This is a genomic window from Variovorax sp. J22P240 (assembly GCF_030316855.1).
Classification (GTDB): domain Bacteria; phylum Pseudomonadota; class Gammaproteobacteria; order Burkholderiales; family Burkholderiaceae_C; genus Variovorax.
Genome location: NZ_JASZYR010000012.1, coordinates 118,498 through 132,162, shown reverse-complemented (window position 1 = coordinate 132,162; position 13,665 = coordinate 118,498). Strand labels below are relative to the sequence as shown.

The 13,665-nt window shown below is 64.3% G+C and carries 12 protein-coding genes; 4 read left to right on the top strand and 8 right to left on the bottom strand.

The annotated features are described in order from the left end of the window. Nucleotides 1-114 precede the first annotated feature (114 nt). The gene (locus tag QTI24_RS23900) at nt 115-1,650 is read left to right on the top strand and encodes a M20/M25/M40 family metallo-hydrolase (RefSeq protein WP_286603825.1); all 1,536 of its coding nucleotides are present in this window, start codon (nt 115-117) and stop codon (nt 1,648-1,650) included. Between the two features lie 159 nt (nt 1,651-1,809). Further along, complete coding sequence (locus QTI24_RS23895) at nt 1,810-3,195, top strand: aldehyde dehydrogenase family protein (RefSeq protein WP_286603824.1); 1,386 nt, start codon at nt 1,810-1,812, stop codon at nt 3,193-3,195. Nucleotides 3,196-3,216: 21 nt separating this feature from the next. On the opposite strand, the gene cydB is transcribed toward QTI24_RS23895, so the two are convergent. The 4 genes from cydB to QTI24_RS23875 form a co-directional block, all read right to left on the bottom strand. Beyond that, nucleotides 3,217-4,224 carry a cytochrome d ubiquinol oxidase subunit II gene (gene cydB / locus QTI24_RS23890; protein WP_286603822.1) on the bottom strand — a complete coding sequence of 336 codons (1,008 nt, stop codon included), beginning with the start codon at nt 4,222-4,224 and terminating at the stop codon, nt 3,217-3,219. After that, nucleotides 4,221-5,642: a cytochrome ubiquinol oxidase subunit I gene (locus QTI24_RS23885; RefSeq protein WP_286603821.1), complete on the bottom strand. Its 1,422-nt coding sequence runs from the start codon at nt 5,640-5,642 to the stop codon at nt 4,221-4,223. Before QTI24_RS23885 ends, cydB begins: the two co-directional genes overlap by 4 nt. Nucleotides 5,643-5,658: 16 nt before the next feature. Beyond that, a complete protein-coding gene (locus QTI24_RS23880) occupies nt 5,659-7,467 on the bottom strand; it encodes an outer membrane protein assembly factor BamB family protein (RefSeq protein ID WP_286603820.1) in 1,809 nt (602 codons plus the stop codon). 223 nt (nt 7,468-7,690) lie between these two features. Then, a complete protein-coding gene (locus tag QTI24_RS23875; RefSeq protein WP_286603819.1) occupies nt 7,691-7,951 on the bottom strand; it encodes a hypothetical protein in 261 nt (86 codons plus the stop codon). A 145-nt stretch (nt 7,952-8,096) separates the two neighbouring features. Here QTI24_RS23875 and QTI24_RS23870 point away from each other — a divergent pair, with 145 nt between their 5' ends. Beyond that, a complete protein-coding gene (locus QTI24_RS23870) occupies nt 8,097-9,704 on the top strand; it encodes a phospholipase D family protein (protein ID WP_286603818.1) in 1,608 nt (535 codons plus the stop codon). Between the two features lie 4 nt (nt 9,705-9,708). On the opposite strand, the gene QTI24_RS23865 is transcribed toward QTI24_RS23870, so the two are convergent. Together QTI24_RS23865 and QTI24_RS23860 are read right to left on the bottom strand one after the other, a co-directional pair. Further along, entirely contained in the window at nt 9,709-10,665 is a 957-nt protein-coding gene (locus QTI24_RS23865; protein ID WP_286603817.1) for a Bug family tripartite tricarboxylate transporter substrate binding protein, read from the bottom strand. A gap of 52 nt (nt 10,666-10,717) precedes the next feature. Further along, complete coding sequence (locus QTI24_RS23860; protein WP_286603816.1) at nt 10,718-11,635, bottom strand: dihydrodipicolinate synthase family protein; 918 nt, start codon at nt 11,633-11,635, stop codon at nt 10,718-10,720. 101 nt (nt 11,636-11,736) lie between these two features. On the opposite strand from QTI24_RS23860, the gene QTI24_RS23855 reads away from it, so the two are divergent. Then, nucleotides 11,737-12,639, top strand: a complete 903-nt coding sequence (locus QTI24_RS23855) for a LysR family transcriptional regulator (protein ID WP_286603815.1) — start codon at nt 11,737-11,739, stop codon at nt 12,637-12,639. Nucleotides 12,640-12,650: 11 nt separating this feature from the next. Here the strand turns inward: QTI24_RS23855 and QTI24_RS23850 are convergent, their stop codons facing one another. After that, nucleotides 12,651-13,229 carry an NnrU family protein gene (locus QTI24_RS23850; RefSeq protein WP_286603813.1) on the bottom strand — a complete coding sequence of 193 codons (579 nt, stop codon included), beginning with the start codon at nt 13,227-13,229 and terminating at the stop codon, nt 12,651-12,653. Nucleotides 13,230-13,236: 7 nt separating this feature from the next. Beyond that, the gene (locus tag QTI24_RS23845) at nt 13,237-13,545 is read right to left on the bottom strand and encodes a hypothetical protein (RefSeq protein WP_286603812.1); all 309 of its coding nucleotides are present in this window, start codon (nt 13,543-13,545) and stop codon (nt 13,237-13,239) included. Between the last annotated feature and the right edge of the window lie 120 nt (nt 13,546-13,665).

The following is a 13,665-nucleotide window of genomic DNA, read 5'->3' as shown; positions in this document are numbered from 1 at the left end:
GCCGGAGCCGCATTTTGCTTGGCTTTCATTGCGATGCCCGTCGAACAGGCAGTCGCATTGCCAAGCGGAAGTCCGCGAGGCGCCGTGCTATCTTCCCCGGCCATGAACCGCACCATGCGCCTCCTCTCTATCGCCGCGTCGCTGCTCGTCGGCGCCGCTTCCCACTCCCTGCACGCCGCCGAACTTTCGCCGGCTGCGGCCACCCAATACTCGCAGGCCACATTCCGCGACTACTTCGAACTCCTGGCGCTGCCCAACGACGCCATCGTGCCGGCCGATATCCGCAAGAACGTCGACTGGCTCGAAGCCGCCTTCCGCAAGCGCGGCTTCACCACGACGCAGTTGGCCAACGAAGGCAAGCCGATGCTGTTTGCGGAACTGCCTGGCAGCGACCCCAAGCGGAAGACCGTGCTCTTCTACATGCACCTGGACGGCCAGCCGGTCATTCCCGAACAGTGGGCGCAGAAGAGCCCGTGGACGCCGGTGCTCAAGCGCAAGACCGCGAAGGGCGATTGGGAAGAGATCGACTCGGCGCAACTCTTCAGCGGCCCGGTAGATCCCGAATGGCGCGTGTTCGGACGTTCCTCGGCCGACGACAAGGCGCCGATCATGATGTTCCTGGCCGCCATCGACGCCCTGAAGGCGAGCGGCGACAAGCTGGGCGTCAACGTCAAGGTCGTGCTCGACAGCGAGGAAGAAAAAGGCTCGCCGTCGATCGGCAAGGTCATGCTCGCGCACCGTGACCTGCTGCGCAGCGACGCGATCGTGATCCACGACGGGCCGATGCATGCGACCAACCGGCCCACGCTGATTTTCGGCAACCGCGGCGCGGCGATGGCCCGAATCACCGTGTACGGCGCCAAGGTGTCGCTGCACAGCGGCCACTATGGCAACTACTCGCCGAACCCGGCGCAGCGGTTGGCCACGCTGCTCGCCTCGATGAAGGACGACACCGGCCGGGTCTCGGTCCCGGGCTACTACGACCATGTAAAGCTCGGCGACGCGGAGCGCAAGATCATGGCCGCGGTACCGGACGACGAAGCGGCGCTGAAGAAGCGGCTGGGCATCGCGCGGACCGATCAGGTCGGCGCCAACTACCAGGAGGCCATGCAGTACCCCTCGCTCAACGTGCGTGGCATGTCGTCGGCGGCGGTGGGCGACAAGGCCGCGAACATCGTGCCCGACCAGGCGGTGGCCGAGCTCGACCTGCGCACCACGCCTGATTCGAACGCGGCCTACCTCGGCAAGCTGGTGGAGGCGCACATTCAGAAGCAGGGCTATCACCTCGTCAAGGGCATGCCCACCGACGACGACCGCAGCCGCTACGAGAAGCTCGCCAGCTTTGCCATGCAGACCGAAGGGGGCGATGCGGCCGGCACACCGATGGATTCAGCCGTCGGCCAGTGGGCCTACGCAGCGATGGTCAACGCCTTTGGAGCCAAGCCCGAACCAGTCCGCATCCGCATGATGGGTGGCACCGTGCCCACCGCCGAGATCGTCGGGGCACTGCAGGTTCCCTTTGCGATCGTGCCGCTGGTCAACGCCGACAACAACCAGCATGCGAGCAACGAGAACATGCGCATGGGCAATTACATCGATGGCGTGCGCACCATCTACAGCTTGATCACGCATCCGTTCACGGGGAACTGACGCCGCCTCCCGGGCGAATGCCGGCTCCGGACCCGCTGCGCCGGACGAGCCAGGCGTCCGGTCTTCTCCACGTACGTGGGCTACGTGGCCGTCGGGATATTCAATCCCTGGCGCCCGGCACATGATGCGGAGGATTCGCGGTTCCTGGAGCCATGCACCATGCCCCTGCCTGATTTCGCCTCGCTCGTCTCCAGCCAGCGCGCCTTCTTCCTCGAAGGCCACACGCGCCCGGTGGCGTGGCGCAAGACCCAGCTCGAAGCGGTCAAGGCCCTGTTCACCGACCACCACGACGAGTTGTGCGACGCGCTCTGGAAAGACCTGCGCCGCAACGTCAACGATGCCGACCTCATGGACGTCGACTACTGCGCCAAGGAGGCGGCCTACGCGCTCAAGCACATCGATGCGTGGATGACGCCGCTGCACGAGCCGATGCCGCTGGTGTTCGAGCCGGGCTACATCCGCGTGAACCGCGATCCGCTCGGCGTGTCACTGATCATCGGCGCGTGGAACGAACCCTTCATGCTGGTCTTCGGCCCGCTGGTGGCGGCGCTGGCCGCGGGCAACACCGCGGTGCTGAAGCCTTCGGAGATCGCAGCCCACTGTGCGGCGGCCGCCGCCCGGCTGGTGCCCAAGTACTTCGATCCGCGCGCGGTCACGGTCGTCGAGGGCGCCGTCCCCGAGACGACCGCGCTGCTGGCGCAGCAATGGGACATGATCTTCTTCACCGGCAGTCCGCCCGTCGGCAAGATCGTGCACCAGGCCGCAGCGAAGAACCTGACGCCGTGCGTGCTCGAACTCGGCGGCAAGAACCCGACCATCGTCCATTCGTCGGCCAACCTCAAGGCGGCGGCGCACCGCATCGCCTACGGGCGCTACTTGAATTCGGGCCACATCTGCACCGCACCCGACCACGTTTTGGCATGGCCGGAGGTGAAGGACGAGTTCTTGCAGCGCATGAAGGACACGATCCGAGAGTTCTATGGCGACGACCCGAAGCAGAGCCCGGACTACGGGCGCGTGATCAACCGCCGCAACTTCGATCGCCTGGCCGCGCTGCTCGGCAGCGGCAAGGCCGTCGCCGGCGGCCAGACCGATGCCGATGAGCTCTACATCGCGCCGACCGTGCTGGTGGATGTCGCGGTGGATTCGCCGATCATGAAGGAAGAGGTCTTCGGACCGATCCTGCCGGTGCTGGAGATCGATTCAGTCGAATCCGTCATCCAGTGGGTCAACAGCAGGCCGAGCCCGCTCGGCCTCTACATCTTTGCCGAGGACACGGACGTGGTCGACCGGATCCTGTCGGCCACGCGCTCTGGCGATGCGGAGGTCAACGACTGCGCCATCCATCCGCTCTTTTCCGAGCTGCCGTTCGGCGGCGTAGGCAACTCGGGCATGGGCAAGTACCACGGGCGCTGGGGCTTCGAAGCCTTCACCAATGCGCGCGGCGTGCTTCACCACAGCAGCACCGTCGACCCGGGCGTGCGCTATCCGCCTTACGCGAAACACGGCCTCGAACGCGTCGTCGTCAACAAGCTGATGCCGTAGAGGCCGCTGGTTCGAATCAACTCATCGATACCCGCTTCGAACCTTGCCGCGAAAGACCCAGTAGACGCCGATGGTGTAGATGGCGATCACCGGCAGCACCACCACGCCACCGTAGAACAGGAACCGAAGCGATTCCTCCGGCGCCGCGGCACTGGCCACGGTGACTGCATACGGGACCATGTAGGGCCAGAACATCGTGCCGAGCGTCAGGTACGCCGCCGCGATGAACACCACGGTCAACGCATAGGCGACGCCATCGCGGCGCGCACGGGCCCCCGTCACGACGCCGATCAATGAGGCGATCGCCAGCGCGACAAAGGCCCACCCCCATGGCCGATCCTTCAGGTGGCTCTGCGCGATCGCGCCTGCATCGACGCTCAAGGACACGGCGAAGGCCAGGCCGAGAATCACGAGGACGGCCGCGGCGAGCCACGGAATGCGGCGATAGGCCCAGGCGCGCAGATCGCCTTCGCTCTTGAGCACGATCCAGGCAGCGCCCAGCAGCGCATAGCCGAAGACGAGCCCGATGCCGGTCAGCACCGAAAAGGGATGCAGCCATTCGAAAGACGTGCCGGCGAACTGACCGTTCGCCACCGGGAGCCCGCGCATCAGCGCGCCCACGGCAGCCCCCTGCACGAAGGCGACCACCGTCGAGCCGAGGAAGAACCCCAAGTCCCACAACCAGCGTGTCTTCACGCTGCGGTAGCGGAATTCGAAGGCAATGCCGCGAAAGATCAAGCCGACGAGCAGCAGCAGCACCGGCAGATAGAACGCCCCCAGGAACACGGCATACACCACCGGAAAGGTCGCGAACAGTCCCGCGCCGATGATCACCAGCCAGGTCTCGTTGCCGTCCCAGAACGGCGCGATGGTGTCCATCATGTGCAGTCGGTGGTTTTCCTCGCGCGTGGTGCCGAACAGGATCCCGACGCCGAGGTCGAAGCCGTCCAGGATCACGTAGATGAGGATCGAGCAGGCAATCACCGCCGCCCAGAAAAGCGCCAAGTCGCTGGGTGGGGCCTGGGTCACGGCTTGCCTCCGGATCTGCCATTGGACGTGCCATTGACTGCGGTGTCCGTGCGCGCGGCGATGGCCAGCGGCCGGCTGCCGGTCACGTTGGCCGTGCCTTGCGTCCTGGATCGCGGCCCCTCGCGCAGCAGCTTGTAGATGTAGTAGATGCCGAAGGAGACGAATAGCCAGTAGACGGCGACGTAGATGATCAGCGAGGTGAGAACGTCGCCGGTGGTCAGGGACGGCGTGACCGCGTCCTTGGTCCGAAGCAGCCCATAGACCACCCAGGGCTGGCGTCCGATTTCGGCGGTGTACCAGCCCGTGAGGATGGCGACGAAGCCGGTCGGGAAGGACGCGAGGGCGCACCACAGGAACCAGCGCGACGACTCCAGCTTGCCGCGCCATCGCAGCAAGTTGCCGAGCCACGAGACGGCCAGCATGATGAGCCCCATGCCGACCATCAACCGGAAGGTCCAGAAGGGAATCAGCACCGGCGGCCAGTCTTCGCGAGGAAAGGACTCGAGACCCCGCTCGGCGGAGGTGAAGTTGCCTGATGCGATGAAGCTGCCCAGCTTGGGCACCGAGATGGCGAACAGGTTGCGCTGGTTCGCCTCGTCGGGAATGGCGATCAGGACCTCGCTCGCGGGTTGCTCGTTCTTCCAGCGCGCCTCGATCGCGGCGAACTTGGCGGGCTGGTGCTTGAGCACGTACTCGCCCGTCAGGTGGCCGAAGAAGAGCTGGACCGGGATCAGCACCGCGGCCAGACCCAGGCCCCAGTGCAGCATCATCCGGCCTTCGTCGAAGTGCACCCGGCGCAGGAGATACCAGGCGCCGGTCGCAGACACGCACATCGAGGTCGTCAGCAACGCGGCGAGCAGCATGTGCGGCCAGCGCACCATCTGTACCGGCCCGAGCACGATCTGCTTCCAGTCGGTCGGAATGATCTTGCCGTCCACCACCGTGTGGCCGAGCGGCACCTGCATCCAGCTGTTGTTCGCGAGAATCCAGAAGGACGAGAACATCGTTCCGAGCGACACCATGCAGCACGAGAAGAAATAGAAGCGCGGCGACACCCGGTCACGCCCGAGCAGCATCACGCCGAAGAAGGTCGCCTCCAGCATGAAGGCGGTGAAGCCCTCGTAGCCGAGCAGCGGACCCTGGATCGAGCCGGTCTTCACGGCGAGCACGCCCCAATTCGTGCCGAACTGGAAGGCCATCACGATGCCCGTGACCACCCCCATGCCGAAAGAGACGGCGAAGATCGGCAGCCAGAAGTCGAACACCCGGCGATAGAGCATGTGACCCGTCGCCAGCCGCGCACCCTCGATCGTGGCCAGCCACGCTGCCAGCCCGATCGTGAATGCGGGAAAGATGATGTGGAAGCTGATCAAAAACCCGAACTGGATTCGTGACAGCAGGACTGGGTCGAGGTCCATGGTTCGGACTCCGGTGTCACTTCTTCGCTGCGGCGCTGTCGAGTCCCAGGACCACCACCCGTGCGCGCCTCGGCTTCGTTGGCCACGCGACCATGGTGAATCCGTCTGCGACGGCCACTTTCTGAACGCCATCCACGGTATAGGTGATCACGCCGCCGCCGATCCCGCCGCCGGTCCCGAGCGGCCCGCCCCAGAGTTTCTGGCCCGTGGAAGAGTCCAGCGCATAGAAATTGCCGCCGAGGTCGGCGAAGAACACGATGCCACCGGCCGTCGGGGTGATGGCGGCGACGACGGGGTAGTTGGACTTGACACGCCATTTCCACACGCCGGTGTCGGCGTCGCTGGCGTAGATCCATCCGGCCCAATGTCCGTCGGTACGGTCTTCCTTGCCGAACATGTTGATGGGGTTGAGGGTTGCCATGCCGGTCCAGGGCTGGCCGACGTCCACCTTCCGCATTCTCTCGTCGGTCTTGATCGTCACCGTATCGCACCAGTCGACGGTACCGGTGATGATGAGATTCGTCGTCGGATCGAAGCCCGGAGTGTTCCATTCGGTACCACCCACCGGACCCGGACAGAAATGAACATCCTGACCGACGGCGAACGCGCCTTCCGCGTTCTCGATCGTGGTCACCGGCACGCGATAGAGCAGCTTGTTGGTGGGAAGCTCGTAGCCATAGAGATGCCCATCCTTCGGTGCGACCGACATGAGCTGCTTGCCGCCCATGGTCTGGTGCAGGATGGGGGGACTGGACACGTCCCAGTCATGCCAGTCTTTCTTGACGACCTTGAAGTTGTTCTTGTAGTCGCCCGTCTTGGCGTCGAGCACCACGACCGAGTCCGTGAAGAGGTTGTCGCCCTCGCGTGCCCCTGAAGCGAAGTCGGGAGCCGGATTGCCTCCGGGCACGTACAGCAGGCCGTTCTTGATGTCGAGGGTGTACGAGGTCCAGGTTCCGCCGCCGCTGATGGGGATGCCTTGCGCGTTGTTCCAGGTCTTCGTGTCGAGCGGCGACTTGCCCTCAGGGCCTCGGACGATGTCCCCGTCGGTCTTGGGGACCAGAAAGAACTGCCAGACGATCTTGCCGGTCTTTCCGTCGAGGGCGTAGACCTTGCCCTTGCCACCCTTGTAGTCTCCGCCGGCATTGCCGACGTAGACGAGGCCATCCCACGCGATCGGCGCCGACGGCACGGATTCGCCCCGCTTCGGGTCGGCGATGGTCGTCTCCCACGCCTGCTTGCCGGTCTTGAAATCGAAGGCCAGCACCCGGCCGTCCTGGGTGCCGCGAAACAGCATGCCGTCCATGTAAGCGGCGCCGCGGTTGGCTGGCAGGAGACCGCCGGGATAGCTCAGGCGCGTGCGCCAGTTTTCGGTGCATGTGGCCGGGTTGATGGAGAAGATGTCGAACTCGGTCGTGCCGATCAGAGCGTTGTTCACCATGATCAGACCGGACTCGAAGGCGGTGAAGATGTCCAGGTCGTAGGTGCACTGAACCTTCAGGTTCCCCACGTTTTTCGTGTTGATCTCGCCGAGCGGCGAGTAGCGCTGCGATGACGGTGTCCGGTTGTAGCTTGGCCAGTCTCCAGCCGCCGCGTTCGGCCATGCCGCGTCGGCGAGAGGCGGGGAGGGTGCCGCGGCGACGGGTGCCTTGTACGCGGGATTCGATTCGAGGGTCAGCGTGCCCGTCGGCGCGGACAGCGATTTGAGAAAGTTCAGCCCCATGCCCCCATAGGTCGTCATCTGCACCGGAAAAGCGACGTAGAGAGCCCCCGCGATGGCCGCTCCTGCCACGGCCAGCACGCCGACGGTGATGAGGATCTTTTTCATGCTTCTACCCCGTTTGTGTGGGACGGAAAGACGATGTGGAACCTGGACAGGGACGCGAACCGGCGGCGCGAGAGAAAGTCGGAATCGAGGTCCAGGGTTTGAAGACCAGGCACTGGCGCGAACGCTCCAGGCCCGAATTCTCAAGGGAAGGCATCAAACGAGGTATCCCGGCGAGCACTTAGGTTCACGTACGTGGCGGGCCGCCAAGTAACACCCGAAAGAGCTACCGCAGTCGCGTCTCGCGGTTGTGGAGCAACCAGGCACCAATGCCGAGCACGGGGTCGAGAATGGCAAATGCTCCCAACGTATGAGGAAATATTCCAGCGATCGCCAAGGGCACGAGGACCAGAGGAAGCAAGAGCGTCTGCACCGCGCCCGGCCAGACAATGAGCAATGCCCCCGCCGCCAGGTAAACATGGCCATTCATCACCTTGTACTTCGACGCCATGGATAGGTTGGCTGGCTGCGCGAGAAGATCACTCATGAACGACATATCGTGCCCCTTGGTTGATTTCGCTGGTGCCAATGCCGATTCACACCCGATCGCCTTCGGTGCGCGCCGGCTTCCGCTCGACGCATCTCGGACATCCTCCACATGTCCAGCGGGCTGCGCATCAATGCATTCACGTGTGCGGAGACCCGGCAACCCTGCCGACTTCGGAGTCGGGTCTGCAACTTTCTTCAGGTGGCGGTGGCTGGCAGCAGTCGCTCTTGCGGGCCTGCTGGCCGGATGTTCCCTGCCGTCGCTCGAGGGGCGCAGCCAGTCGAAGGCGCTGCCAGCAGCCGAAGCGCGCGATACGCGGCTTGGCCGGGCGGTCGGCGTCGTCACGGCGCAGCATCCGGGACTGACGGGCATCCATTCGCTGGAAGACCCGCGCGAAGCATTCGCGGCGCGGGTGCAACTGGCGCAGCATGCCGAGCGCACATTGGATGTGCAGTACTACATCTGGCGCAACGACACCACCGGCCATCTGTTGCTGGAGGCGTTGCACTCGGCCGCCGATCGAGGGGTACGCGTACGCTTGCTGCTGGACGACCACGGCCATGCGGGGCTCGACGAAGAGTTGGCTTCTCTGGACGCGCATCCCAATGTGGAAGTGCGTCTGTTCAATCCATTCCTGTTTCGTCCGTTCAAGCCTCTGGGCTTCCTGACCGACTTCTCGCGCGCGAACCGGCGGATGCACAACAAGAGCCTTACGGCTGACAGCGTGATCACCATCGTGGGCGGCCGCAACGTCGGCGACGAGTACTTCGGCGCCACCGACGGCGTACTGTTTGCCGACCTCGACGTGTTGGCGATGGGGCCGGCGGTCGAGCAAGTCTCGAGCGCCTTCGATGCCTATTGGGCCAGCGCATCGGCATATCCGATCGCTTCGCTGGTGACGCCGCCCTCCGCTGAAGCCCTGACCGCCTTCCGGCACCGGACTGCTTTGGTCGAGCGGTCCGAGTTTGCTGCCTCCTACAAGCAGGCGGTGCGTGATTTGCCTTTCTATGAAAGCCTGATCCGGAAAGACTATTCACTCGTCTGGGCCCCTGCGCATCTGCTAGTCGACGACCCGTCCAAGGGTCTGGCGCTGGCCGAACCGGAGCAATTGCTGTTGCATCACATGACGGAGGCCGTCGGGGTGCCAATGCGCACCCTCGATCTGGTGTCGCCGTACTTCGTGCCTACCGATGCCGGCACTGACTACTTCGTCGGCCTGGCCGTCCGCGGTGTGCGGGTGCGCATCCTCACCAATTCGCTGGCCGCTACCGACGTTCTGGCGGTGCATTCGGGTTACGCACGCCATCGGCAGCGGCTGTTGGCGGCAGGTGTCGTGTTGTACGAACTCAAGCCTGACCCGACGGATCGAGTCGTCAAGGCAGCGCCGAGGGAGGATAGTCGGCGCATGCCCGGCAGTTCGGGCAGTTCCGGCTCCAGCCTGCACGCCAAGACTTTCGGTGTGGATACGGAACGTGTCTTCGTCGGCTCGTTCAACTTCGATCCGCGCTCGGCCCGGCTGAACACCGAATTGGGCCTCATCATCGACAGCCCGGAGTTGGCGGCTGCCATGGCGCAAGTCTTCGAAGTACGCGTTCCGCGCAGCAGCTGGGAGGTGCGCCTGGATCCCGAGAGCGGGGCACTGCGGTGGGTCGACGGCATTCGCCAACCCTTGTCCGTCGAGCCCATGTCGAGTTGGTGGCAGCGTGCTGCCGTGCGCCTGCTTGAACTGCTGCCGATCGACTGGATGCTTTGAACTGCTATTCCGCCACGATACCTGCCGTCTTGATGATCTGGCCCCAACGATGGAGCTCCGACAGCTGAAAGCGAGCCAGTTCGTCGGGCGTGGACAGTGCGACTTCCATTCCGGCCTGATCGGCCGCGTTCCGTACGGCCGGCGTTTTCATGGCGCCTTGCATCAGGGCATTCAATCGAATGACGACAGGCGCTGGCGTGCCCGCAGGCGCGTAGACCGCGTTCCAATAGCCGAACTCGTAGCTCCGCAGCGACTCGGCAATGGCGGGAACGCCCTGCACCAAGGGCAGGCGCTGTTGGCTGGTCACTCCGAGGGCGCGCAGTTTGCCTGCCTTGACCTGCGGCAAGGTCGTGGCGATGTCCGCGATCATCAGGTCAGTCTGGCCGGCGACAAGGTCCATCACTGCCGGCGGGTTGGCCTTGTACGGCACATAGTTGAACCGGGTCCCCGTCATCTGCTGGAACAGTTCGGTGGCCACTTGCGCGGAGGAACTGCCGGAACCGTAGTTGAGCTTGCCAGGATCGGACTTCGCCAGCGCGATCAACTCCGCCACGCTGTTTGCCTTGACCTTCGGATTCACCACGAGCAGCTGATAGCCCTTGGTTAGCAACGATACCGGTGCAAAGTCCTTGATGGGGTCGTAGGACAGCTTCTTCTGGAGATGGGGGTTGGCGGACTGGGTCGTGTTCGTCGTCATGAAAACGGTGTAGCCATCCGGCTGAGCACGCGCTGCGAACTGGGCCGCGATGCCGCCGAAAGCGCCTGCCCGGTTGTCGACGATGACGGCCTGGCCGGTCTCCTTGGTCACTTCGAGGGCGACAGCCCGTGCGAGAGCGTCGGTGGCGCTTCCGGGGCTGGAACCCACGACGATGGTGATGGGCCGCGCAGGAAATTCCTGGGCGGCAGCACCGCCGCACAGCGAAAAGATAGTGGTCAGCACGAGCAGAGATCGCCGATTCATGATTTGTCCTTGATAGTTATGGGGAGCTTCGAACTTCGGTGACGGCGCGAGGTCAGTGGAGCAAATTCCACTTCGACATCAGCGCGTGGAGCTGCTGATGCTGGCCGTCGGTCAAAGGCCAGGCAGAGGGCGCTCGCGTCGCGCCGCAATCGTTGCCCATCATCTGCAGCGCAGTTTTCACCACGGTCACGTTGGTCCCGTTGTTTTCCTGGGCGCGAAGGTCTTCGAACGGCAACATCTCGCCGATCAGCCGCATGGCCTGCGCGTAGCCGGCTGCCTCCAGTGCGTCGTAGATGGCCACCGAGCGCTCCGGCAACACGTTGATGAGGCCCGACGTGAAGCCGCGAGCGCCCACCGCATAGAAGGGTGGCGCCCAGACTTCGGCGAGACCGCCAACCCAGGCCAGTCCCCGGTCGGCGGTGCGACGCATGGCTTCGGCGAGCACCAGTGGCGTCGGTGACGCCCACTTCACGCCGATGATCTCCGGAATGCGACACAGCTCTTCGATGGCGGCGAGGCCGATGTTGTCGTTCCGGAGATAGAGCACCATGGGCAGCCCATCGGCGGCCTCGGCAATCTTCCGGAGGTATGTCACCACGCCCCGCGGCGCCACGAAGGGATCGGGCGGCTGATGGACCATCAAGGCGTCGGCGCCGGCCTTGCGCGAGGCGCGCGCCAGTGCACAGGCTTCGTGGACGCTGCGGCCCACGCCGGCCAGTAGGGGCGCGCGTCCGGCGACGTACTCGGCCGCCGCATTCACCAGCAGCTCGGCCTCCTGAGCCTGCAGGCCGTAGAACTCACTCGTGTTGCCATTGGCCACCAGCACGTGGACCCCCGCCTTGAGCGCGCGATCCACCACCGTCTTGAGTGGCGCCACCGACACGTTGTCGTTTGCGTCGAAGGGCGACACGAGGATGCCCGAGATGCCGTTGAGTGCCGCGCGCAACTCGGTGCCATGGAAAGAACTCATCTTGTTGTCAGCGAATGAAGGTCGAGGAAGCGGCTACTCTAGAAGGCGCCTCGAAAGGCGTCCAATCCATATACCGGATCCTGCAATCCAAGAATTGAATCGTGTTCCAGCTCACCCAACTCCGCTGTTTTGTGGCCGTGGCCACCGAACTGCATTTCGGCCGTGCCGCGGCGTCCCTGAACATGACCCAGCCGCCCCTCACGCGGCAGATCCAGCTGCTGGAGCACGAAGTGGGAGTTCGCTTGCTCGAGCGTTCCGGTGGGAACGTGCGCCTGACACCGGCAGGCGCCGTGTTCCTGCACGAGGCAGAGGACATCCTGCGCCGCAGTCAGGCGGCCACGCTGGCCGCGCGCCGCGCCATGCGTGCCGATGCCGGGAGCGTCACGATGGGCTTCATTCCTGCTGCAAGCTTCACCCTGCTTCCGCAGTTGCTGGCTGCGGTTCATGCGCAACTGCCGGACGTGCAGGTCGTGCTCCGCGAGATGCAGACTGTCGAACAGGTCGAGGCGATCGGCACTGATCGCATCGAACTGGGCATCGTGCGGCCGTTCGCCCCGCGCAGCTTTACCGAATCGGTCGCGATCTTTCGCGAACCCTTCGTGCTCGCGATGCCGGCCGAACACCGGCTGGCCGATCAAGCCTCCATACCGTTGTCCGCGCTGGAAGGGGAAGCTTTCATCGAGTTCTGCCCCTCGGAGTCGCGCTACCTCTACGAGTTGGTCGCAGGACGCTTGCGAGCCGAGGGTGTCGCACCGGAAACGGTTCAGACCCTGAGTCACACGCACTCGATACTTTCGCTCGTGGATGCGGGAGTTGGGGTGGCGCTCGTGCCCCGTTCTGCGCAAAGACTGCGCTACGCCGGGGTGGAATTCAGATCGCTGCGGGATGCCGACAGCTTCGATGTCGAACTTCACCTGGTCTGGCGCCGCGGTGGTCGGCGAGGCGTCTTGGACACCCTGCGCAATCTGATTCAACAGGCCTATCCAATGCCAACCAGGCAGTAGCCCGGGAGGAATCAGAAGGCCATCGGCGATACGCCGACCAACCAGGCATGCCCCCAGAAGATGAAGACGACATACGCGGTCAGCCCCACGGCGAGAGCGATCAGGTCGTTGAGGGCGCCGGGCGGAGCGCCCGGCACCTTGTGCTGCACGGCGCGGTGCTTGACCGAAATGCGGTCAGCCACCGCCCAGATGAGAAAGCCGCCGAACAGGAGCACGTCGGCAAGCGTACCGTTGGCCAACAAATGCGATGCTGCCCACAGCTTGACCGCAAGCAGCATCGGATGCCTGGCCGTTCGTTGGATGCGTCCGGGCAGATAGGCTGCGAACAGCAGCGGAAACACGGGCAGCATCAGCAGGAGTGCGACATGGCGCATCGCCGGTGGCGGCGTGTACAGCACGACGGGCGTTTGTCGGGCCAGGCCGTAGCCATAGATGAGCAGCATCAGACCGACCAATGAGGCAAGGGCGTACATGCCTTTCCACACTCTCTCGCCGAGGCGTGCGACCTGGGCATCTCGCCAGGCAGGTGCGACGATGGATACCGAGTGAATGCCAAGAAACAGAATGAGACCCAGGACAAGAAGGGACATGAGAACTTCAGCGCGCCCGAATCACGTCCGACACGTTGCCGTTCTCGTTCACGGTGCAGTTGATCAACGGCTGTCCCGCGCCAATGCTGAGACTGACGACATAGATGCCATCGATCATGGTGCTCGCGTCGTTGATCGGCTTCACGTTTTCCTTTGGCACCTTGAACTCGCGGGAGACGGAGTCGACGCAACTGTTGCGCGCCACCAGTGGCGACGAGAAGCCGGCAAACGCCGCCGGCGGCTGGTAGTTGGCGCAACCACTGGCAATGGCACAAAAGGCAGCGATGGCCGCTGCGGAATGACTGCGACTTGGCATAGGGACTCCTTCGGCTCCGACCAGCTCGAGGATCAGGAACAGGTCGTAGGGCATCACGGCCGAACCTAGCCAGATGACGGTCGCGCGCGGGGTCCGGTGCTCGGCATTCTGAAACTCGCG

Bases quoted from the DNA above. Each gene is read 5' to 3' on its own strand.
- QTI24_RS23865 (WP_286603817.1), bottom strand. From the start codon at position 10,665: ATGAATCGGCGATCTCTGCTCGTGCTGACCACTATCTTTTCGCTGTGC.
- QTI24_RS23875 (WP_286603819.1), bottom strand. From the start codon at position 7,951: ATGAGTGATCTTCTCGCGCAGCCAGCCAACCTATCCATGGCGTCGAAG.
- QTI24_RS23900 (WP_286603825.1), top strand. From the start codon at position 115: ATGCGCCTCCTCTCTATCGCCGCGTCGCTGCTCGTCGGCGCCGCTTCC.
- QTI24_RS23850 (WP_286603813.1), bottom strand. From the start codon at position 13,229: ATGTCCCTTCTTGTCCTGGGTCTCATTCTGTTTCTTGGCATTCACTCG.
- QTI24_RS23860 (WP_286603816.1), bottom strand. From the start codon at position 11,635: ATGAGTTCTTTCCATGGCACCGAGTTGCGCGCGGCACTCAACGGCATC.
- QTI24_RS23885 (WP_286603821.1), bottom strand. From the start codon at position 5,642: ATGGACCTCGACCCAGTCCTGCTGTCACGAATCCAGTTCGGGTTTTTG.
- QTI24_RS23880 (WP_286603820.1), bottom strand. From the start codon at position 7,467: ATGAAAAAGATCCTCATCACCGTCGGCGTGCTGGCCGTGGCAGGAGCG.
- QTI24_RS23845 (WP_286603812.1), bottom strand. From the start codon at position 13,545: ATGCCAAGTCGCAGTCATTCCGCAGCGGCCATCGCTGCCTTTTGTGCC.
- QTI24_RS23895 (WP_286603824.1), top strand. From the start codon at position 1,810: ATGCCCCTGCCTGATTTCGCCTCGCTCGTCTCCAGCCAGCGCGCCTTC.